This window comes from Sphingobacterium sp. SYP-B4668 (genome assembly GCF_027627455.1).
Taxonomy (GTDB): Bacteria; Bacteroidota; Bacteroidia; order Sphingobacteriales; family Sphingobacteriaceae; genus Sphingobacterium.
Map to the genome: position 1 here is coordinate 3,014,062 of NZ_CP115483.1, position 20,812 is coordinate 3,034,873.

At 40.6% G+C, this 20,812-nt stretch carries 22 protein-coding genes and 1 tRNA gene; 7 read left to right on the forward strand and 16 right to left on the reverse strand.

Features of this window, described 5'->3' with window-relative positions; translation table 11 throughout:
• Positions 1 to 4: 4 nt before the first annotated feature.
• A complete protein-coding gene (locus tag OQ289_RS12575; RefSeq protein ID WP_270087207.1) occupies positions 5 to 826 on the reverse strand; it encodes a class I SAM-dependent methyltransferase in 822 nt (273 codons plus the stop codon).
• Between OQ289_RS12575 and OQ289_RS12580 the strand changes: the two genes are divergently transcribed.
• Positions 812 to 1,684 (forward strand): LysR family transcriptional regulator, encoded by an 873-nt coding sequence (locus OQ289_RS12580; RefSeq protein WP_270087208.1) that lies wholly within the window; start codon positions 812 to 814, stop codon positions 1,682 to 1,684. The two genes, OQ289_RS12575 and OQ289_RS12580, sit on opposite strands and share 15 nt — an antisense overlap.
• An 83-nt stretch (positions 1,685 to 1,767) precedes the next feature.
• Positions 1,768 to 2,607, forward strand: a complete 840-nt coding sequence (locus tag OQ289_RS12585) for an MBL fold metallo-hydrolase (RefSeq protein ID WP_270087209.1) — start codon at positions 1,768 to 1,770, stop codon at positions 2,605 to 2,607.
• A gap of 151 nt (positions 2,608 to 2,758) precedes the next feature.
• Here the strand turns inward: OQ289_RS12585 and OQ289_RS12590 are convergent, their stop codons facing one another.
• From OQ289_RS12590 to rpe, 3 genes are all read right to left on the reverse strand, one after another.
• Positions 2,759 to 5,026 (reverse strand): aconitate hydratase, encoded by a 2,268-nt coding sequence (locus OQ289_RS12590; RefSeq protein WP_270087210.1) that lies wholly within the window; start codon positions 5,024 to 5,026, stop codon positions 2,759 to 2,761.
• A 50-nt stretch (positions 5,027 to 5,076) separates the two neighbouring features.
• Positions 5,077 to 7,839 (reverse strand): bifunctional aconitate hydratase 2/2-methylisocitrate dehydratase, encoded by a 2,763-nt coding sequence (locus OQ289_RS12595; RefSeq protein ID WP_270087211.1) that lies wholly within the window; start codon positions 7,837 to 7,839, stop codon positions 5,077 to 5,079.
• Positions 7,840 to 8,196: 357 nt separating this feature from the next.
• Positions 8,197 to 8,877 carry a ribulose-phosphate 3-epimerase gene (rpe, locus tag OQ289_RS12600; RefSeq protein ID WP_270087212.1) on the reverse strand — a complete coding sequence of 227 codons (681 nt, stop codon included), beginning with the start codon at positions 8,875 to 8,877 and terminating at the stop codon, positions 8,197 to 8,199.
• 165 nt (positions 8,878 to 9,042) lie between these two features.
• Here rpe and OQ289_RS12605 point away from each other — a divergent pair, with 165 nt between their 5' ends.
• A complete protein-coding gene (locus OQ289_RS12605; RefSeq protein WP_033562633.1) occupies positions 9,043 to 11,172 on the forward strand; it encodes an HD family phosphohydrolase in 2,130 nt (709 codons plus the stop codon).
• A 125-nt stretch (positions 11,173 to 11,297) separates the two neighbouring features.
• Positions 11,298 to 11,384: transfer RNA gene (locus tag OQ289_RS12610), tRNA-Ser, on the forward strand.
• A 391-nt stretch (positions 11,385 to 11,775) separates the two neighbouring features.
• On the opposite strand, the gene OQ289_RS12615 is transcribed toward OQ289_RS12610, so the two are convergent.
• The 4 genes from OQ289_RS12615 to OQ289_RS12625 are packed head-to-tail and all read right to left on the reverse strand — an operon-like array spanning position 11,776 to position 13,477.
• Positions 11,776 to 12,696, reverse strand: a complete 921-nt coding sequence (locus OQ289_RS12615) for an IS3 family transposase (RefSeq protein ID WP_443020440.1) — start codon at positions 12,694 to 12,696, stop codon at positions 11,776 to 11,778.
• Positions 12,639 to 12,941, reverse strand: coding sequence for a transposase (locus OQ289_RS22165; protein WP_443020409.1), 303 nt, complete (start codon positions 12,939 to 12,941; stop codon positions 12,639 to 12,641). Before OQ289_RS22165 ends, OQ289_RS12615 begins: the two co-directional genes overlap by 58 nt.
• 52 nt (positions 12,942 to 12,993) lie before the next feature.
• A complete protein-coding gene (locus OQ289_RS12620; protein ID WP_270087214.1) occupies positions 12,994 to 13,338 on the reverse strand; it encodes a recombinase family protein in 345 nt (114 codons plus the stop codon).
• Positions 13,307 to 13,477 carry a hypothetical protein gene (locus OQ289_RS12625; protein WP_270087215.1) on the reverse strand — a complete coding sequence of 57 codons (171 nt, stop codon included), beginning with the start codon at positions 13,475 to 13,477 and terminating at the stop codon, positions 13,307 to 13,309. Before OQ289_RS12625 ends, OQ289_RS12620 begins: the two co-directional genes overlap by 32 nt.
• A 234-nt stretch (positions 13,478 to 13,711) precedes the next feature.
• Here OQ289_RS12625 and OQ289_RS12630 point away from each other — a divergent pair, with 234 nt between their 5' ends.
• Positions 13,712 to 13,918, forward strand: coding sequence for a helix-turn-helix domain-containing protein (locus OQ289_RS12630; RefSeq protein ID WP_270087216.1), 207 nt, complete (start codon positions 13,712 to 13,714; stop codon positions 13,916 to 13,918).
• 346 nt (positions 13,919 to 14,264) lie between these two features.
• Here the strand turns inward: OQ289_RS12630 and OQ289_RS12635 are convergent, their stop codons facing one another.
• Entirely contained in the window at positions 14,265 to 14,792 is a 528-nt protein-coding gene (locus OQ289_RS12635; RefSeq protein ID WP_270087217.1) for a class I SAM-dependent methyltransferase, read from the reverse strand.
• Between the two features lie 282 nt (positions 14,793 to 15,074).
• Between OQ289_RS12635 and OQ289_RS12640 the strand changes: the two genes are divergently transcribed.
• A complete protein-coding gene (locus OQ289_RS12640; protein WP_270087218.1) occupies positions 15,075 to 15,518 on the forward strand; it encodes a GNAT family N-acetyltransferase in 444 nt (147 codons plus the stop codon).
• Positions 15,519 to 15,674: 156 nt separating this feature from the next.
• On the opposite strand, the gene OQ289_RS12645 is transcribed toward OQ289_RS12640, so the two are convergent.
• Positions 15,675 to 16,706, reverse strand: a complete 1,032-nt coding sequence (locus OQ289_RS12645; RefSeq protein ID WP_270087219.1) for a serine hydrolase domain-containing protein — start codon at positions 16,704 to 16,706, stop codon at positions 15,675 to 15,677.
• Between the two features lie 180 nt (positions 16,707 to 16,886).
• A complete protein-coding gene (locus OQ289_RS12650; protein WP_270087220.1) occupies positions 16,887 to 17,621 on the reverse strand; it encodes a ComF family protein in 735 nt (244 codons plus the stop codon).
• Between the two features lie 36 nt (positions 17,622 to 17,657).
• Between OQ289_RS12650 and OQ289_RS12655 the strand changes: the two genes are divergently transcribed.
• Positions 17,658 to 17,849, forward strand: coding sequence for a hypothetical protein (locus OQ289_RS12655; protein WP_270087221.1), 192 nt, complete (start codon positions 17,658 to 17,660; stop codon positions 17,847 to 17,849).
• 72 nt (positions 17,850 to 17,921) lie between these two features.
• On the opposite strand, the gene OQ289_RS12660 is transcribed toward OQ289_RS12655, so the two are convergent.
• The 5 genes from OQ289_RS12660 to OQ289_RS12680 form a co-directional block, all read right to left on the reverse strand.
• On the reverse strand, positions 17,922 to 18,455 hold the full coding sequence (locus tag OQ289_RS12660) for a hypothetical protein (RefSeq protein ID WP_270087222.1): 534 nt from the start codon (positions 18,453 to 18,455) through the stop codon (positions 17,922 to 17,924).
• Positions 18,456 to 18,543: 88 nt separating this feature from the next.
• On the reverse strand, positions 18,544 to 18,888 hold the full coding sequence (locus OQ289_RS12665) for a YciI family protein (protein WP_270087223.1): 345 nt from the start codon (positions 18,886 to 18,888) through the stop codon (positions 18,544 to 18,546).
• A gap of 71 nt (positions 18,889 to 18,959) precedes the next feature.
• Entirely contained in the window at positions 18,960 to 19,796 is an 837-nt protein-coding gene (locus tag OQ289_RS12670; RefSeq protein WP_270087224.1) for a sigma-70 family RNA polymerase sigma factor, read from the reverse strand.
• A gap of 83 nt (positions 19,797 to 19,879) precedes the next feature.
• On the reverse strand, positions 19,880 to 20,137 hold the full coding sequence (locus tag OQ289_RS12675) for a hypothetical protein (RefSeq protein WP_270087225.1): 258 nt from the start codon (positions 20,135 to 20,137) through the stop codon (positions 19,880 to 19,882).
• Positions 20,138 to 20,313: 176 nt separating this feature from the next.
• Positions 20,314 to 20,763, reverse strand: a complete 450-nt coding sequence (locus OQ289_RS12680) for an Hsp20/alpha crystallin family protein (protein WP_270087226.1) — start codon at positions 20,761 to 20,763, stop codon at positions 20,314 to 20,316.
• Positions 20,764 to 20,812: the final 49 nt, after the last annotated feature.

The window sequence follows — 20,812 nt, forward strand, 5'->3', positions numbered from 1 at the left end:
TTTACTACTTAAAAGCTACAAAAGATGCGAAGCAGAGATGTTTGTGCAAAATATCCACCGATGAAAATCCAACTTTTCGCAATAGATCCAACTGGAAGTCGACGCTTCTAGGACTATCTTCTTTCTCTATATACGCAAATACGTGATCACGATAAGCTTCATCTTTCAAACCAGTCAAATATTCTCCATATTTGACCGTATAAATCAACTCTTGCATCCGAGCTTGGTTATGAGCGACTAGATCAAATATCCAGATGCTTCCACCCGGTTTTAGCCATTTGTAGCAATTTGAAAATGCAGATTCCCAGTCCGCATCATCTCGCAGGTGGTGCAATACAGCAGTAGCAATGATAACATCAAAGCTACATTCCTTTAAATTCGCACTCCTGAAATCGCCCTTTATTTCTCTAATTTCGCCAGAAGTCAACTTTTCAATCCGCTCGCGAGCCTTAGACAACATTGGCTTACTTAAATCAATTAGCGTTACGTTGGCATTAGAATTCGCTTTCATCAAGAGGTTTACGGGATAATTTCCAGCACCACATCCAATATCGAGCACGTCATGTATCTCCGGGTAGACTTGCAAAATCCCATCCGTAATGATATCCATATTGAATTTAGCATCCAACGTAGTTTGCTGACCCGTTTTCAAATTTGCAAATCTCGCAACATCGCGATCGAATCGTTCCTCTATTTCCTTTAATGTTGATTTGTTGTCCATAATCATAGCATCTTTAAAATTCAAAAATATAAAACTCATCAATACTCTAAAAATACTATATTTATCATCAATCAATACAAAATAAGTATCATGGAAATACGACATCTTATTTACTTCAAGACCTTAGCCGAAGAACTGCATTTCGGGAGGGCTGCCCAAAAGCTTTTTATATCGCAGCCTCCATTAAGCCGTCAGATCAAAGATCTGGAAGATGAGTTGAATGTCCTTCTATTTACCCGAAATAATAAAAGAGTGGCGCTAACTCCTGCAGGTCAATACTTTCTATCTGCTTCCGAAAAAATAATCCAACAATTAAACGATGCTAAGATTAAAGCCAAACAAATTCAGGATGCTGTCTCTGGTGAATTCAAACTGGGGTATATCAGTTCAATACCGAAGTATATCCTCGCACATATATTGAAAATTGTAAATGAACAATATCCATTGCTGCGCGTAAGTTTATATGAGGTGTCTACGGTCAAACAGAAAGCGGCTTTGGAAAGCGGGAAGCTTGATTTAGGAATTGTACGGGCACCGCTTTTGTCTGATAAGTTAGCGACAGTACCCCTGCTTAGCGAAAATTTTTGTTTGGCTACTCCTTCACCTTTCATCAATCGTCCGCCGGAGCTTGCCAAGTTACCTTATGTTTCCTATAACAGCCGATATGCTCCAGATTATCATCAACAATTTATAGCTGTTTGTCGCCATTTGGGCTTTGAACCTCAAGTAATTCACGAATGTAATAATATGTCTTCAATCCTTGAGCTGGTTGCACATGGCTTAGGCATCGCCATCGTTCCTGAGTCTGCCCAAGGTCTTCAAGTCCATCCTGGATTACACTTCTTCCCTCTCACAGATGTTCCTTTAGGGACATCTATTTTGTTGGCTTTTGACGAGCAGAGCCAGCACCCTGCTCTGCAATTCTTTATCGACAACATATCTGAACACTATATAAACAAGTAAGATGAAGAAAACAAGAGGTGACAATCATGCTCATAAAACCATGGAAATTTGGGATATTACCTTAATTATCCTAAATTTAGAGTATGCAACTTTACACGATTGATACTGGATTTTTCAAGCTAGATGGAGGTGCCATGTTTGGAGTCGTTCCTAAATCCCTCTGGCAAAAGACCAACCCACCAGATGCCCGCAACCTCTGCACTTGGGCGACCAGATTGCTGCTAATAGAAGACGGTGCACGGCTAATACTCATTGACACTGGCCTAGGCGACAAGCAAGATGCAAAGTTTTTCGGACATTACGACCTACATGGAGATGACACCTTGGACAAATCGCTTGCTAAACATGGTTATGCTAGACAGGATATTACCGATGTATTCCTTACGCACTTGCATTTCGATCATTGCGGAGGTGCTATCGCTCGTCAAGGTGACCGATTGGTACCAGCCTTTACCAATGCCATTTATTGGAGCAATGAACGACATTGGAATTGGGCTACAGTAGATCCCAATCCAAGAGAACGCGCTTCTTTTTTAAAAGAAAACATTCTCCCTATCCAAGAGAGTGGTCAGCTCCGATTCATAGAACAAGGTCAGAAGCTGACCAATCATATTGACATTCGATACACCTTCGGTCATACTGAGGCAATGATGCTTCCTCAAATTACTTATAAAAATAAAACAATTCTTTACATGGCCGATTTGCTTCCTTCTGTAGGGCACATACCCGTGCCCTACGTAATGAGTTACGACGTTCGCCCATTAACAACTATGGATGAGCGAAAGTCATATTGGGAAGAAATAGTCGATCACGAGTACATTCTATTCTTAGAACACGATTCGGTTCACGAATGTTGTACACTTCAACATACCGAAAAGGGAATTCGACTTAAAGACACCTTCTCTTTATCTGAAATATTATAGTCATCAAATATTCGTACGAGAAGAAGCGCACTTTTCCAATCAAAACGCGCTTCTCCTACTAATGGCCTTATCACTTAGTCTTTTGCATAAAAAAGCCCAGTACGCAATGTACCGGGCTATGTTAGAAAGAGGCTTGCGAAGTCCTCTTTATCTAGTTTTTTTGATTTTGACGAATAATATTCAATGCACCCCCTGCCTTGAACCAGTTGATTTGCTGTTCATTATAAGTATGGTTTGCTAAGATTTTATCTTCGCTACCATCAGCATGATGCAATACAATTGTCAAAGGAGTATTAGGCGCAAATGTAGTCAATCCCAAGATATCAATCGTATCGTTCTCTTGGACTTTGTCATAATCTTCTTTATTAGCAAATGTCAACCCCAACATACCTTGTTTTTTCAAGTTTGTTTCATGGATACGAGCAAAAGATTTCACTAATACAGCACGAACGCCCAAATGACGAGGTTCCATAGCGGCGTGTTCACGTGAAGAACCCTCTCCATAGTTTTCATCGCCCACCACGATCGAGCCAATACCTGAGGCTTTATAAGCCCGCTGTGTTGCTGGAACTGCACCGTACTCTCCTGTCAATTGGTTCTTTACCGAATCTGTCTTTTCGTTGAAGAAGTTAACGGCACCAATCAACATGTTGTTTGAAATATTATCCAAATGACCACGATATTTCAACCATGGGCCAGCCATAGAGATATGGTCGGTGGTACATTTACCCTTTGCCTTAATCAACAACTTCAACCCTTTTAGATCTGTTCCCTCCCAAGCTGCAAAAGGTTCCAACAATTGCAAACGATCAGAATCCGGGCTTACGGCAACGACCACATTCGACCCATCTTCAGCTGGAGCTTGATAGCCCGCATCTTCAACCGCAAATCCTCTTTGGGGCAATTCGTCCCCTACAGGTGGGTCTAATTTCACTTCCTCGCCTTTGCTATTCGTAAGAGTGTCAGTCAATGGATTAAAACCTAAATTACCCGAAATTGCAATAGCAGCAACCATCTCTGGTGATGTTACAAACGCAAACGTATTCGGGTTGCCATCTGCACGCTTAGCAAAATTACGGTTGAATGAGTGTACGATTGTATTTTTTTCCTGTTTATCCGCACCGACCCGATCCCACATACCGATACATGGGCCACATGCATTGGTAAAGATTGTTGCATTCAAATCTTCAAATGTTTTCAACAATCCATCACGATCCGCAGTGTAGCGCACTTGCTCTGATCCGGGATTTATACCAAATTCTGCTCTAGTTACCAAACCTTTATCTACTGCCTGCTTTGCAATAGAAGCAGCTCTTGACAAATCTTCGTAGGAGGAGTTCGTACATGACCCAATCAATCCCCACTCTACTGTCAGTGGCCATCCGTTTTTCTGTGCTTCTTCACGCATCCGCGAAATAGGCGTATATAAATCAGGTGTAAATGGACCATTCAAACTTGGTTCCAATTCAGACAAGTTAATTTCAATTACTTGGTCAAAGTATTTTTCTGGTGCAGCATAGACTTCTGGATCAGCCGTCAGATGCTCTTTGATTGTATTGGCAGCATCAGCAACATCTTCACGGTCAGTGGCACGGAGATAACGTTCCATAGATTCATCGTATCCGAATGTAGATGTTGTAGCACCAATTTCAGCCCCCATATTACAAATGGTTCCTTTACCCGTGCAAGACATAGATGTAGCACCTTCGCCAAAATATTCAACAATTGCACCAGTACCACCTTTGACAGTCAAAATACCCGCGACCTTAAGGATTACATCTTTTGGAGACGTCCAACCGCTTAATTTACCCGTTAATTTGACGCCAATCAATTTCGGAAATTTCAGCTCCCATGGCAATCCTGCCATGACGTCACATGCATCAGCTCCGCCGACACCAATTGCAATCATTCCTAAACCACCCGCATTCACGGTGTGAGAGTCGGTACCGATCATCATACCACCAGGGAAAGCATAATTCTCCAATACGACTTGATGGATAATACCAGCCCCGGGTTTCCAGAAGCCAATACCATATTTATTAGAAACGGAGCTTAAGAAATTGAATACCTCTGAGCTTTCCTGCTTTGCACGGTTCAAGTCCTTTTCGGCACCTTCCTTAGCCTGGATCAAGTGGTCGCAATGCACCGTTGAAGGCACGGCAACTTGCGCCCGACCAGCTTGCATAAACTGCAACAATGCCATTTGAGCAGTTGCATCCTGCATAGCAACACGATCCGGAGCAAAGTCAACATAAGAGTTTCCACGCTCGTAAGCCTCTTTGGCATTGCCATCCCAAAGGTGCGCATACAAAATTTTTTCAGATAGCGTCAAAGGCTTATTGACCAATTCACGAGCAGCACGGATGCGCTCATCATATTGGCTATATACCTTTTTTATCATTTCTATATCAAATGCCATATCTCTCAAATTTATGTTATTTAATTACTTTACTCAACTATCAATAAAGTTTATTTTGTCGGAATCGGAGCAAATTTAGTCAGGTTAATACCTTCTACAGCAGCCTTATATTCTTCCATATTAGGAATACGACCTAAAATAGCCGAAAGTACGACTACAGGCGTCGAAGCCAATAAAGACTCTCCCTTTTTGCCATCCCTATCCTCGACCACACGCCCTTGAAACAAACGAGTTGAAGTAGCCATGACAGTATCCCCTTTTGCAGCTTTTTCCTGATTACCCATACACAGGTTACAGCCTGGGCGCTCTAAGTACATAATATTTTCATATTCTGTACGGGCAGCACTCTTTGGTAGGGCATCGCTAAACTCAAATCCCGAATATTTTTGTAGAAATTCCCAATCCCCTTCGTCTTTCAACTCATCTATAATATTGTAAGTAGGCGCAGCAACGACCAACGGCGCCTTAAAAGTAACCGCACCTTGCTGCTGTTCAATATTTTTCAACATTTTTGAAACTATCTTCAAGTCGTCTTTGTGAACCATGCATGACCCCACAAATCCTAGGTCTACCTTTTTATTGCCGCCGTAGTATGACAATTCGCGTATAGTATCATGCGTATAACGCTTGGATACATCAGCATTATTGACATCAGGATCGGCAATCATTGGCTCCTCAATGATATTCAAATCAATAACGACCTCAGCGTAATATTTTGCATTTGTATCTGGAGTCAATGCTGGCTTAACACCAGATTTAATTTCTTCAATACGTCTGTTTGCTTTCTCAATTAAACCCTGTAGCACATTATTTTTATTTTCCATCCCCTTATCAATCATGATTTGGATACGGTTTTTAGCTATCTCTAAAGATTCAATTAACGTGTCGTCTTGTGAAATACAGATGGAAGCTTTTGCTTTCATCTCTGCAGTCCAGTCCGTAAATGTAAATGCCTGATCCGCTAAGAGCGTACCGATATGCACTTCGATGATTCTACCTTGGAAAACGTTTTCACCAGCAAATTGTTGTAGCATTTGTGATTGAGTAGCGTGGACAACGTCACGAAAATCCATATGCTCTTTCATGCTACCTTTGAAAGTAACTTTTACCGATTCAGGAATTGGCATAGAAGCCTCACCTGTCGCTAATGCTAAAGCAACAGTACCAGAGTCAGCACCAAAAGCAACACCTTTGGACATACGTGTATGCGAATCACCACCGATAATAATCGCCCATTCGTCTATCGTAATATCATTCAGCACTTTGTGGATTACATCTGTCATCGAGTGATAAGAACCTTTAGGGTCGCGCGCCGTAATCAATCCAAAGTCATTCATAAATTTCATCAGTTTTGGAATATTAGCTTGCGCTTTTTTATCCCATACCGATGCCGTGTGACATCCAGATTGATAAGCTCCGTCAACGGTTGGAGCGATTACTGTAGCCGCCATTGCTTCCAGCTCTTGCGCAGTCATCAGCCCCGTTGTATCTTGAGAGCCCACAATATTCACTTTTACACGAACGTCCGAACCAGCATGCAATACCTTACCCGGACTTACACCAACAGCATTCTTGTTAAAGATTTTTTCTACTGCGGTCAGTCCTTGCCCCTCGATTGTGATCTCTTTAGCAGGCGCAAATACCGCGGGAGCTTCTACCCCTAGAGTCTGTGCCGCGAAAGTTTGGATTTTTTTACCAAATACGATAGCATAAGAGCCACCTGCTTTGATAAATTCCATTTTTTGAGGAGTAAGTGCTTTCGAAATATCAATTAACTCCTCAGTACCATTGTATAATTTTTTTGTCTTCGTATTGATAGTTAGTACAGTACCTGTAGCAACAGAATATACTTCTTCTAAAATTGGTTCATCTTTTTCATTACGAACAACGTTTCCATTTGCATCGACCTTTTTCACCCAGTTTTTAAGATCGACACCAATACCACCGGTAACATCCACTGTCGTTAAGAAAATTGGCGAGATGCCGTTCGTACCTCCTACGATTGGTGCTATATTGACAAAAGGAACATAAGGGCTAGCTTGCTTACCCGTCCATAACGCTACATTATTGACACCTGACATACGTGATGAACCCACGCCCATCGTTCCCTTTTCAGCAATCAGCATCACACTTTTACCAACGTGCTGCCGCTGCAGGTCCTGAATCTGTTGTTGTGCTTCGGGCGTAATCATACATTTACCATGTAGCTCACGGTCTGAGCGCGAGTGCGCTTGATTACCTGGAGATAGCAAATCTGTCGAAATATCACCCTCGCCTGCTATAAAAGTGACAATCTGAATTTCTTCTGCCACTTCAGGAAGTTTAGTAAAGAATTCCGCTTTTACATAACTTTCTAGAATATCTTTTGCAATAACGTTGCCTTGTTCGAACGCTTCTTTCAAACGAGCTGTATCCGCATCATAAAGGAAAACTTGCGTTTTAAGTACTTCAGCAGCTTGCTGTGCTATAGCACTATCAGTACCCAAAGCTAAATCCAATAATACATCTATAGAAGGTCCACCCTTCATATGAGACAATAACTCAAAAGCAAAATTAGGAGCAATTTCAGCTACAGCCGATTCACCCAAAATGATTTCCTTTAAGAATTGGGCCTTAACCCCTGCTGCTGGAGTTGTACCCGGCAGAGTATTATAAATAAACAACTTTAGAGACTCTGCTCTATTCTCATTGTTCACGTCTTTAATTTGAGCAATTATCTCACTTAGTAATTCTGCTCCGTCAATTGGCTTAGGATGTAACCCTTGGCCTTCTCGTTCTACAACCTCTAGTACGTAATCGTTGTAAATACTCATAGATATCAATATTTCTATTTTAAAGGTAGTGCAAAATAAATATTTATTTTGCACTACCATTTTTGTTATAAATTTAAGCTAACGCTCCATGTGGTGACCTCCACCATCAGCCTTTAATTAGCTCGTTTGTTTCTCGTTTATGTGTTGATTGATTTATCGTAAAACAACTCTTACGATAAGCTGCAAAAATAGGGAAAATCAAACTTTAAACGCATGCATTCCATTTATTTAAGACAATTTGGAATTATTCTAAACAGACCCCTTAGAATCCCATGACGTTTTCTGAAATCTTTAATTTTGCATTCACAAAACTTCAAAAAAAAGAGGTGATTTATTTTACCAAACCACCTCTTCCTTTTATATATTTTGTACGTTTATATCAATATCTTTCAGCGATTTCACTGTCGCTATAGGGTCCTTCGCACTGAACACGAAAGAACCGGCGACCAAAACATCTGCCCCTGCTTTCAACAATCGAGCGGCATTATCTGTGGTAACGCCCCCATCGACTTCAATAAATAACCCATCATTGACACCTTGGGCCATACCTCGGAGTTCCTGAACTTTGGCATAAGTATTTGTGATAAACTTCTGTCCACCAAATCCAGGATTTACCGACATTAGACATACCAAATCCAAATCTGCCAAAACATCTTTTAGAAGTGCTACAGGAGTATGCGGATTTAACGCCACGCCTGCTTTACACCCCAATTCTTTAATTGCAGCAAGTGTCCGATGTAAATGTGTACATGCCTCATAATGAACCGTGATAATATCCGCACCTGAATCTTTACACACCTTCAAATAGCGATCTGGATCCACAATCATCAAATGTACATCTAAAGGCTTTGTAGCATGCTTCGCTATCGCCTGCATCACAGGAAAGCCAAAAGATATATTTGGGACAAACACGCCATCCATGATATCAATATGGAACCAATCGGCTTCACTATTATTGACCATTTGAATATCATCACGAAGATTTGCAAAATCAGCAGCTAGTACAGAAGGTGCTATAAGATGTTTTTGAAGAGACATTAATTTTTATAGTTTTTTGTTTCTGCTGCAAAGATACATAAGTCTATAGGATATCCGAATCCTTAATCTAAAAACTGAACATTCTCCGACAAATCACCGCTTTTGGCAATGGAAACACTCAAATATTAATTACATTTGTTACATAATATCGCTAATTTAACGCTTGTGGCAAGATTAAAAATTAAGTATCAACGAGAACAATTAAAGCAGAATACCTTGGTATTAAAGTACGCAATGGTCCTTACGACGATTGTACTCATCTGTGTTTTTCTACCAAAACAACCCCGTTTTCAATATGAATTCGAAAAGGGGAAAGCATGGAATCACGACAACCTTGTATCTCCTTACAATTTTGCGGTACTTAAGACCCAAGAAGAGCTAAACCAAGACCGTAAAAACATCTTGCACACCGTCCAGCCTATCTATAACTTAAGTGTTAGTACAGCCAAGGAGCAAATCGACCAATTCAATACAGATCTCGCTGAAAAATGGCAGACCAGCCAGATGGACTCTCTTAAAGACAAGATGTCGGACTACCGCGCAATAGGCTCCGAACTACTCAGTCATATATACATGAAGGGAGTCATTTCGCTCAATAATAGATATCAAAGTCGTGAAGGAGCTACCGGAGATGCTTCTGATGCATCCAAACAGTACAATTTCACGCTAGTCAACGATAATGTCGCTACACAAAAAAATACCGTTGACTGCTACACCATCGAGTCTGCATACAATTATATCGAATTGGCTTTGTCAAAATATTCTAAAGTCACACACAAGAAATGGCTACTGGAAACGCTCAAGAACTACATTACTATCAATTACATTTTCAATGAAAATCTTACCAATAAAATTGAGCAAAATGCATTAGCCAATATATCCACTACACGAGGTGTTGTTCAGAAAGGGGAGCTCATAGCAGAGAAAGATAAAATTATTAATAACGAAACTTATCAAAAGCTTGAATCTCTACGTAAGGTTTACGAAGATGAAGCTAAGATCAGTGGTAATCAAAACTATGTCGCCCTTGGACAATTTATGATTATCTCTTTATGCATCACATTATTGATGGTTTTTTTATACTTCTTTCGTAAAGACATTTACTATAACAACAGGCTATTGACCATTATATTCGTCGTCATTATTGCCATGCTAGGTGTTCTTTCTTGGTGTGTAAACCTTAAAATACCAAGCCTTTACTATATACCTTATTGCGGGGTCCCCATTATTATTCGTATTTTATTTGACACGCGCGTAGCCCTCAATATACACCTATTAATGGTCCTCATTGCAGCATTGTTTGTCCCCAATTCCTATGAGTTTGTCTTTTTGCAATTCGTGACCGGCATGGTATCCATCTACAGTATTAAGACGCTTGTCAAGCGTGAGCAGTTTTTAATTTCCAGTTTAATCATTCTAGCTACATATTTAGTTGCCTACATCGGACTTGGGTTAACACGCAATGGTTCCTTTAGCAATATCTATTGGAGCGATATCCTCCCTTTCATTGTCAGTGTAGGCCTAACACTTCTAGCCTATCCGTTGATTTATGCTTTTGAGCGGCTCTTCGGGATAGTATCCGATTTGACATTGATGGAACTCACCAACAGTAACTCCAAGCTACTTCGAGAGTTGTCATTAAAGGCACCTGGTACTTTCCAACATTCGCTTCAAGTAGCTAATCTAGCTGAAGCCGCCATCTACAAAATTGGAGGCAACCCGCTAATGGTAAGAGCGGGCGCTCTTTATCACGATGTTGGAAAGATGACCAATCCCCAATACTTCATTGAAAACCAAATATCTGGGCACAACCCGCATGATGAGCTTACCTCGGAGCAGAGTGCACAGGTCATCATCTCACATGTCCACAAAGGGGTCGAGATTGCCCGTAAAAATCTACTACCCGAAGTAGTCGTTGATTTTATACGGACGCACCACGGAACTACCCGTGTAGACTATTTCTATAATATGTTCATTAAGAATAATCCGGACAAACTGGTAGACGAAGCTTTATTCCGTTACCCCGGTCCAATCCCCTATTCCAAAGAAACAGCAGTTTTAATGATGGCCGATTCGGTTGAAGCTGCCTCTCGAAGTATGAAAGAGCATACAGAGCAATCCATCAATGATCTTGTCGATAAAATTATCGACCACAAAGTAGCACAAAAGCAATTCGTAGATAGCAACATTACGATGAGGGATATCACAGAAGCCGCACGGATTTTTAAGTCCATGCTTAAGAGTATTTACCACGTCCGCATCGATTACGACTTGAGTCGAAAAAAAAGTGATTAACACCGCATAAACAAACAAATTGAGACTCAGAAGCTTATTTAAAAACGTCATCTTTTTTTCAAAAAAAAGAGATTATTGACTTTGCGGAATGAAATATTTGCCTTATGTTTGCATCGTCGAAACAGGGAGAGGTGCCTGAGTGGCCGAAAGGAACAGTTTGCTAAACTGTCGTACTGGAAACGGTACCGCGGGTTCGAATCCCGCCCTCTCCGCTGAGAGGGACTTCTTTAAGAAGTCCCTCTTTTTTTTCGCACAACAGCAATCCCTTTTCCCTCATTATTTGGTAATTATGCGATAATTCATCTTTCAGATGAGGGGTTCGATAGGTGCCTTCCTTATAATACAAACCTCGGTCGAACCCCAGCTTAATGAATGTTCTTTTTTGAGTGGTGTCGCATTGGTTGTAAATACTTTTCAAGTCTGATAGCTTATCTAAATTCTTATGTAGAATCGTTTGGACACCATGACGGTCATTGTGGAGCTTCTCAATTGTACCTTTTAAGAGTCGGATGTTCACATTGATCTTCGCATACCATCTTTCGTAGGTCTCTTGATTAATGGTATTGTCTATCCATGGAATTGCAATAAACAAGTAGAGACATTTTAAGCAGCTTCTGTTTTATTTTTCATCATTTCTTTTTCAGCCTGAACTGGCGTTAGGTAATCGATTGATGAATGTCTTCTTTTTCTATTGTACCATACTTCGATATAATCAAACAGTTCAAGTTTTGCCTGTGCCCTGGTTTTAAATTTTCTGTGGTATACCATTTCTGTTTTTAAGGTTTTGAAGAAGCTTTCTGCAACGGCATTATCCCAACAGTTTCCTTTTCTTGACATACTTTGCAATACTGGCAGACCTTTAAAGCATCTACGGAACTCATTGCTGGCATATTGGATACCTCTGTCACTGTGAAAAATGAGTTCACAGTGCAACGGTCTGTTTTTTATAGCCATTTTCCATGCGTGTACAACAGTTGAACTGGCACTCATACTATTATCCATGCTCCAGCCAATTATTTTTCGATCCGCCAGGTCCATTATTATCGTCAGGTAGAGCCAGCCCTCACTAGTTCTGATATAGGTAATATCACTTACCCATTTCTCACCAATGCCAGTGGTGCTGAAATCCCTCAGCAGCAGGTTTGTGTTTACTGGATAAAGGTGGTTGGAATTGGTGGTAACCCTGTATCTTCGCTTCACTATACTTTTTATACCATTTCTACTCATCAGCTTGGCTATCCGTGGACGTGATACTTTTACACCTTCCGCATTTAATTCCTTGGTTATTCTCGGACTGCCATAACGCCCCTTGCTCATTGAATACACTACTTTGAGCTTATCCAACAGTTCGGCGTTCTGCCGTTGCCAGAAACCTACTGGATCTTTGGACCATTTATAATAGGCACTACTGGTAATCCCAAAAAATAACGACATCTTCTCTACGGGGTAAATTGATTTATGATCAGCTATAAATCTGTATACCTCCCGTCTCCCTTGGAGAAGATGCCTACTACCTTTTTTAATATATCACGTTCCAGTTCGGCATTCTTTAGTGCCTTTTTCAATCTCCTGATTTCCATCTGCTCTTCACTAAGACCTATTATATCCATCATGATCTTACCTCCATTGAAAGCTGGATTATTACGCCATTTACTTAGTCTTGAAGGATCCAAATCCAGCTCAATAGCTGCTTCCTTTACCGAATTCTTTAATCTGGACAATTCAACGGCCATCTTTTTGAATTCATCATCAAATACCCTGTGTTTCATATTAGTCAAATTTAAAATTACATTTCAAATCTGCTCTATAAAATGTCTCTACTCAAAGGTAGCAACTCCACTCGGTAACGCTAACGACTTGTATCTTGAATTTCATCTGGAGCTTCTTCACGTAAATCAAAGCCTCTCCAGCATCCCTACTAAACCTGTCCATTTGATCGACAAGCAGGTATTCTACTTTTTTATGATGCTTGGCCACAAATTCCTGTAGCTTCTGAAAGTCGGGCCGGTCAAATGTTTTGGCACTTTTACCACGGTCTATGAACGTATCGGTCAATTCGACCCTATTATTTTCGATCCATTGGTCGGTATACAATTCTTGTCTCTCAATGGACCCGTTGCTTTGTCCTTTTCTGCTAAATCTTAGATATCTTATCGCTCTTTTCATTTTGGTATTCTTTTAAAGCTGACTCCACCATTATTTCTCCTATTAGATCTAATAACTTTATCATACTTGGATGTATTGCATGCTCATTGGTAGCTGCTTGTTGTTCTAGGCTACCTTCCTCTTCACGTTTCTCCTTCATAACACAAACATTAAAACAACTTAATCCGCTCGAAGAACGGATCTGTAAACAATACGACGATGGGAAGTGAGGAAAAGGAGAAACAAAGTTAATTCCTAACGGTCGTATAAATTGGTGTTGCTTAAATTCTAAAGCTGTATTACGTTATATGCAATATAGTACAACATAATGTACTACGCAAATATATGGACTATTTCTTTTCACTATTTGATATAGTAAAACTATTTTTGGGACATGAGCTTTAAAAACCAAATTGGAGCTGCTTTGAAAGAGGCACGAATGAAAAAAGGAATGACCATGCAGGAGTTGGCCGACAAAATTGGTGTCAAAGGGACCAATACGATAAGCCGGTACGAAAGTGGTAGACTTAACCTTAGTGCGGACCTGATTGAAAAGATCTGTGACGCCATGGGGATAAAACCGCATATAACCTTGAATTGAACCCTTACCTGAAAACTACATCAAAAAGTATTTCCTAGGGAGAAGTTAGGCAACGGTAGATTACGAATACCTAGGAACTTGTCTCTGTATCGTCCAAAGGGCTATTCTGCGACAGGGATTACGATGACACCTAATTGCGTAGGTTTCATCCAGTGAAAGACCCCTATGGTATAGGGGTAAGTACTCCAATTAGCATTAGACCTTTTATTAATGTCCCAATTGCCGAACTTGGCTAAACATCTCAAGTATTCAAACGGCACATTACCCAACCTTGCTTCAAGCCCATAAACACGGCTAGTAGCCTGAATAGCGAATTAAGGATTTTTACGACCCTATCGCTAGTCTTCTAAATAGTCTTTTCGATTAATGCCGCATACATATTGCCATCTCCGAATATGGACTGCTGTTCTCCAAGCTTACTGATCTTAGAATAACCGCAGGTTTCGAACAATTGTTTCAGGCGGACAAAACCTATGGGATAGGGAACCCACTGATTAGCAATTTCAGTATCGTATTCGACAATGACAAATTTCTTATCCAATGACATATACTTCTCCAGTGTAACGATCAGCAAGCGCTTATCTTTCATGTAATGGAACGAATTGGCCATTAGAATACCATTCAGGTTTGAAAAATCAAAATCGGGTTGCTCCAGGTCGGCCATTATAAAGGATACGGAAACGTGCTCCCCCATTAGCTTTGGGAGGTACTGTACCGTTCTGTCCACGGCATAGATATGGCTTCCACTTGGCAGTATATGTGCCAGGGCAGTGGTGAAAACACCGTTCCCACAGCCCAAATCGGCCCATAACTGCGGAACACCGAAATGTGGCACCCCTTTTTCGATCAAATGGATAGCTTCTTGCTGTTTCATATCCTACGGGTCAAATACGCTTAGATTTATAGGTACATCCTAAAAATTTACAGTTCCAAACTTAACAAAATAAATCTGCGATCGCTTACCAAATACCTGACCTATTTCATGAGGTAACCTATATGGAGTTATATAGGCAGGTATATTGACCTTCGTTCGGGCCATATTGGAATGAATGACGGGGCAACGCAACTTACTGAAAAAGCCGATAATTAAATACAGGACCATTAATTTGTATATTCGCTAAACCTATTATAAAAAAGGTGTTCAATAATTGATCAAATGCTAATTAGAGAGGCGAACATTGCCGATATCGGTCAAATTCAAGTCGTGAGAAATGCAGTGAAAGAAAATACCTTATCGGATCCCAACCTGGTAACCGATGAGGATTGTAGGGTATTTATCACAGAAAGAGGCAAAGGCTGGGTTTGTGAGCTAAAGGATCAAATCGTCGGCTTTTCAATTGCGGATCTAGAAGAAAATAATATTTGGGCGCTGTTTGTTCAGCCAGCATTTGACAATCGAGGTATCGGCAGACTATTGCATGATGTGATGGTCGATTGGTACTTTACTAAAACAAAACAAACGGTTTGGCTAGGAACTGCTCCGGGAACACGAGCAGAATCATTTTATAGAAAAGCGGGTTGGAAAGAAGTGGGGGTACATGGAAAAGGTGAAATCAAATTTGAAATGACATTTGAGGACTGGCTTAATTCTGCAAGATAAATCCAATGGCTAAGACCCTGGGAACTGCTTCAGCATTTGGAAGGGATATCGGATTCGGGATGGTCGCCTGGTCTTTTCGCAGAGGTAGCCCAAAGGCTGCTGGGCTTCCGGTTGGGGAGTCGCCTTTACTTCGCGATGGCCTAGGACGTGGACCATTTATTTTACAAAGTATATTCTATTTGCCAGATTTTGTAAGTCAGCGGTGTCTGTGTTACAAAGAATTATTAAGATTTTGTCGAAGTTTTCGTTTAGCATGATTTCGGAATTAAATCCGTCAATACTTCCACTTCTTCTATAAACATTCAATTTATCATCGTAGTAGAAACCAAATGTAGGTTTTCCCGAAAGCCAATCTACATACTCGTTAGTTTGTGGTTTTAGAAGAAAATTATTTTTTGAGTTTTCAGAAATCAGTACATTGTTTTTGATCGAAAGTAAAAGTTTATATAGGTCTTCTGTAGTTGAATACATCCCACCTGCTCCGTAATAATTGGAGATGTATCTTCTATCATTAAAAAGAGGGTCATTTTTTTCTCCTTCTCCGAATGAATAGTTATGATAACCGTACGCTAAATGCTTCGTAATCTCATTCTCATTTACAAATCCTGTATTTTCCAGTTTTAGCGGTATGATAATCAAATCTTCGATTGATTTTGAGAATTTTTTCTTTGTAATATTTTCGATTACTTGAGAAAGTAGCACATAGTCAACATTGTTATAATTGAATTTTACCGTATCGTTTGATGGCTTTTTTGCAAATTCCTTTATGTAACTGTCGAGAGAATATTTATTAACTACGGCTTTTATGGGTTCGTTTTCTAATCCGGAATGATGGGTTAATAAATCTTGTATTGATATGATTTTACAATTTTCGGGGAGTTCAGGAATAAATTTTCCGAGGGTGTCTTTGAAATCGACCAACCCCTTTTCTTGAAGCTGTAAAATAGCGAGTGATGTGAAAAGTTTGGTTATGGATGCTATTGGAAATCGGGTCCTATCATTGATCTCTACATCAAACTGAATATTAGAAAATCCCTTGTTGATTTTTTGTGTTTGTTTTCCCTGAAAAAATAAAATACTTCCATTAAAATGCCCTTTTTCATATTCTTGGTCAATTATTTTTTGAATATCATTTTGACCAAACAGAATTAAAGGAAATACTAAAAATAGTAATAAGGAAAATTTCATATTTTGTTCTTTTACACCTGACTATTGTTAAAATTAATAGCAACCATTAATAATGGTAAATATAGAGAATTTGAAAATGCTTCAAATGGGAACATGATAAATATGAATAGGTAAATCTTACATCTAACGTCCCGGGCATACATCTTCCTATGACCTTGAATTAAAACCCTTTCCTGCAAATTACAGGAAGAACGTATTTTGATTGGAGAAGTCAGGCATGGGTAGGTCGCGGATATCCAGAAGCTTATCCCCGTACCCTTCGGCGGGTTCCTCGGCGGCCGGAAAGTACGATTGCCACCTGCTTCCATAGGGTACATCTGCTGATAAGTCGCTGTTGTATTCCGGGTCGTATACCGTTCGGGCCAAGGCATACACCCTAAAATCGATATCCGGATATTGGTCCAAAAGGGCTTTCCAAACGGCCCTGGCGGTTGCGCCGGTGGTGATGATATCATCTACGAACCAACACGTCCTAAACTGCCTCCGTGTAAACCCGTCCCCTACCTGATATACATCTTGTAAGGTGTTCCACCGCTGCTCCTTTGTCAGGAACTTTAAAGGTTGCGTTTCGCGGACCTTCTTTAGCATTTGGAAGGGATATCGGATGCGGGATGGTCGCCTGGTCTTCTCACATAGGTAGGCCAACGGCTGTTGGGCCTCTGATTTGGGAGTTACCTGCATTTCACGATGGCCTAGTGCGCGGACCATGATATCCTGTAGATCGCTTTCCAGCGGTAGGAAATCATCCAGCAGGTAGCGAAGCCAAAAGTGTATCGCCGTAAAGTTGCCCTGTTTCAATTTTAAGATACTTTCCGAGATTGGGTCGCCCCCCTGCCTCGAGGGAATATAGCCACAAATGTAGTAAACCGGAGCCTTTCGCCCGTCCAGTTCCAGCCATTCATTCGGATTTCTCATCTTACTAAGATATCAAAATGATTTTATAATCCGTATGTGGACCCTATCCGCCATTCGTTCTGTTCGGCACGTTTGGAAAAGATTCTTTATGCACCGCAAACCGGAAGATATTCATGCTGTTCGTCCAAGTATAATATCCTTGGCATTGCGGAAGCCAAGGAAAATGCCAGTGGTCAGTTGAACAAGCAGAATGGGAAAAGTGGTAATAGAGAAGATGGAAACGGATAGTAGAAGGATAAACCGTGATTTAATATAGATAGGTCAATCCAAAGAAGGGAATACCCTTCTTTGGATTTAAGGTTAAAGTTTCAAATCCTTCTTAGCAATAAACGTTATGGTCCCTGCCTGGATGGTATCTCTATTGAAGTTTAACAGGGAAACACCATATTCCATTTTTTCTCCGTCTCCAAACGTCAAGATCTTATCCACATCCTTCGGTAAAAGGAGCTTGTTGATCGGAATAGCTCCTTGTGTAGCATACACCGTGTCGCGCTTTTCCTGTTCAACTCTTTTGATCTCCCATGAAAGTGGACTATTTGCGGCTTTATTGCGATCGTCAAATTTTCCTTCGCAAGTAAACAATGCGAATGAGGTACTGCTTTCCACATCATAGTACAACCTTTGGAGCTTATCTTCAAACTTGAAATACAGCCCGTCTTTATTGACAAAGACCGTATCTGGGAAAATCTTATAAATATCCCCTGCTTTTGCACAAGGATGTTCTACATAAGGCTCCGGTTCTGGCTGGGGTTTTGGAAAGGGATTCTCGCTTTTACACGACACAACTGCTAAAAACAATACGCTTAGAAACGGAATAAATAATTTCTTTTTCATCAATTCAGCAATAACATAATAAATCTATAATCTTCTTGACAAATAAACGAAAATTATATTCGAAATACTACAGGCATGTAGGTATACTTTAATCCCGTTTCAAAACTTCCCTCACTTCGATGCTTCCCCCTACCTGGTCAAAAATGGGATTCGCTTTTGCGATTTCTACCGCCTCCTCAATGGTATCTGCTTTTACCACAAGGTAACCGCTGATAAATTCGTTGATTTCGGTGTGAACGCCATCGGTAACCACGTCGTTGGGCCTTATGGTTTTGGCACTTCCATTATTTGGCAGAAGTGTGTTGCCTTTGTCCACCAATTTGTTTTGTGAAGCAATTCCTGCTAACCAATCCCTACGTTCCTGCATCTGCTGGGGCGAGGGCCTGAAGTCGGACATGTCCTTTAGTCTGAAAATCAATGCAAATTCTTTCATTGTCTAAAAATTTATGTGTTTATAACAAGACAATCCCAACATGCATAACGTGACAATGGATAGAAAGAATTTTAAATGTTCAGCAGTTTATCAGGGTCCACAACCGAAAAAATACGGATGACTTTTCGTTCCGGGTTCAGCTCAAATATTTGGCAATTTATCAAGGTCGTACCTCGGTAAAATAGCAATGCGGGTTGATGGTTGATTTCTTCGATTTTTATATCCAGGTCTTTTTGATAGCATTCAAATACATACGTCATCAGCTTAACCGTATCTTTGATTCCCGAGGTTAATTGTGCTATGGCTTTTAACTTGTTTCCGGCGTCCGCCAGGACCTGCACTTCATCGGATAGCATTTGCTCCAGGCTATTGACGTCACCTTTACGGATTGCTTCCACATATTTTTCTAGTTGCGTGCTGTCTTTGGTGGTCGAAGTAACGACGTCCGGTTTCCGCAGTTTTAATTTCTTCTTAGCCCTTGTGAGCAGTTGTCGGGAATTTTCTACGGAGATGGCCAATATTTCGGCTATATCATCGTGTTCGTAATCGAACGCCTCTTTCAGCAGAAAAACGGCTCTTTCTTTTACGTTTAGTGCATCCAGTAACACAAGCAATGAATAGTTCAGTATTTCCTCCAATTCAATTTTCTGTTCCCCTTGATTGGTCACTATTGGTTCCGGCAGTATGATTTTCTTTTGCCTTTCCCTGTCGTTTTTCTTTTTCTGGTTTATCGCCTGGTTGATTACCGCCTTTACCAGATAGGCCTTTTGATTCGAAATTGAACCGAGGTCTTTTTCATTATAGCGTATCCATACATCCTGAATGACATCTTGGCTATCGTCGATATTACCCAAGATGTTGTAAGCATAAGGAAACAGCTTTTTGTCCAACACTTTCCAATCGTCCATTTTTTGATTTAATAAGGTAGACAAGTCTAAGGATAAAAATGTGACAAGTTTTGAAAAATTTACATTTCTATCCCCGTTTGCCGTTAACTCTCGAGGTTGAAGTACTTGAACGCATCCACGGTTATGATCCTGCAATTGTGTTCCAGCTGTTTCAGCGTACAGACCTTATGCGCCAAAAGCACATCTTTATCTTGATTTCTCTCTATGAGGTCCAGTCGGAGCATCCCAAGGGAAATGGTGTTGGCTTCACCGGAACATCTTACGAAACTTGTCAGGGCAGCATCTTTATCGTTCCCGATATAAAATCGAGCGTATTCCATCGTGTCCCGCCCTACTTTCATGTTTATCGTTATAAAATAAGTTGGTTTCATGATCACAGATCTATTGCAATGATTAATTCCTGAATCCCCTGTAAAGGAAGGGCACATCCAATTAAGTTTGTTCTTGGTCCCTCTATTTAATCTTCCCGTGGTAAATTAAGGAAGCCGTCTCTACAAATAGAGACGGCTTCGACATCTTAAGTAATCTCGATTTGCTTCGGTCCTTTATTTTTCGCTTCTTCCCTTTTGGGAATGGTCAGCATCAAAAGACCGTTCTCGTATTTAGCGACGATACCTTCTTCGTTCACCACCCCTTTGGAGAGCACCAAGCTTCGTTGGAAGGATTGGTAGCTGAATTCCCTTCGTGTGTACCCTTCCTCTTTTTTTTCGTCCACCTGCTCTTTTTGGGATGCGATGGTCAGTGTGTTCCCGTCCAACGAGATCTGGAAGTCTTTTTTATCCATACCCGGGGCGACCAACTCCACCTCGAAGCTTTCGGCCGTTTCCCGAATGTTTACGGCCGGCACCGTTGTGCTGGTTGCCGAGTAATTACTGTTGCCCCAGTTAAAAAGCTCCCGGTCAAAGAAATCGTCCAAAATCGCAGGGATAGCAGGTAACGAGCTTCCCCTTCTTCTCATGAGTGACATAATCAACCTCCTTTTTTAAATAAGTAAAACAATAAATAATGAACTTCAA

Bases quoted from the DNA above. Each gene is read 5' to 3' on its own strand.
- OQ289_RS12660 (WP_270087222.1), bottom strand. From the start codon at position 18,455: ATGAAAAAGAAATTATTTATTCCGTTTCTAAGCGTATTGTTTTTAGCA.
- OQ289_RS12590 (WP_270087210.1), bottom strand. From the start codon at position 5,026: ATGGCATTTGATATAGAAATGATAAAAAAGGTATATAGCCAATATGAT.
- OQ289_RS12670 (WP_270087224.1), bottom strand. From the start codon at position 19,796: ATGGACGATTGGAAAGTGTTGGACAAAAAGCTGTTTCCTTATGCTTAC.
- OQ289_RS12680 (WP_270087226.1), bottom strand. From the start codon at position 20,763: ATGTCACTCATGAGAAGAAGGGGAAGCTCGTTACCTGCTATCCCTGCG.
- OQ289_RS12645 (WP_270087219.1), bottom strand. From the start codon at position 16,706: ATGAAATTTTCCTTATTACTATTTTTAGTATTTCCTTTAATTCTGTTT.
- OQ289_RS22165 (WP_443020409.1), bottom strand. From the start codon at position 12,941: ATGAAACACAGGGTATTTGATGATGAATTCAAAAAGATGGCCGTTGAA.
- OQ289_RS12675 (WP_270087225.1), bottom strand. From the start codon at position 20,137: ATGAAAGTAGGGCGGGACACGATGGAATACGCTCGATTTTATATCGGG.
- OQ289_RS12640 (WP_270087218.1), top strand. From the start codon at position 15,075: ATGCTAATTAGAGAGGCGAACATTGCCGATATCGGTCAAATTCAAGTC.
- OQ289_RS12585 (WP_270087209.1), top strand. From the start codon at position 1,768: ATGCAACTTTACACGATTGATACTGGATTTTTCAAGCTAGATGGAGGT.
- OQ289_RS12575 (WP_270087207.1), bottom strand. From the start codon at position 826: ATGTCGTATTTCCATGATACTTATTTTGTATTGATTGATGATAAATAT.
- OQ289_RS12635 (WP_270087217.1), bottom strand. From the start codon at position 14,792: ATGAAACAGCAAGAAGCTATCCATTTGATCGAAAAAGGGGTGCCACAT.
- OQ289_RS12650 (WP_270087220.1), bottom strand. From the start codon at position 17,621: ATGAGAAATCCGAATGAATGGCTGGAACTGGACGGGCGAAAGGCTCCG.
- OQ289_RS12630 (WP_270087216.1), top strand. From the start codon at position 13,712: ATGAGCTTTAAAAACCAAATTGGAGCTGCTTTGAAAGAGGCACGAATG.
- OQ289_RS12595 (WP_270087211.1), bottom strand. From the start codon at position 7,839: ATGAGTATTTACAACGATTACGTACTAGAGGTTGTAGAACGAGAAGGC.
- OQ289_RS12580 (WP_270087208.1), top strand. From the start codon at position 812: ATGGAAATACGACATCTTATTTACTTCAAGACCTTAGCCGAAGAACTG.
- rpe (WP_270087212.1), bottom strand. From the start codon at position 8,877: ATGTCTCTTCAAAAACATCTTATAGCACCTTCTGTACTAGCTGCTGAT.
- OQ289_RS12625 (WP_270087215.1), bottom strand. From the start codon at position 13,477: ATGAAGGAGAAACGTGAAGAGGAAGGTAGCCTAGAACAACAAGCAGCT.
- OQ289_RS12620 (WP_270087214.1), bottom strand. From the start codon at position 13,338: ATGAAAAGAGCGATAAGATATCTAAGATTTAGCAGAAAAGGACAAAGC.
- OQ289_RS12665 (WP_270087223.1), bottom strand. From the start codon at position 18,888: ATGAAAGAATTTGCATTGATTTTCAGACTAAAGGACATGTCCGACTTC.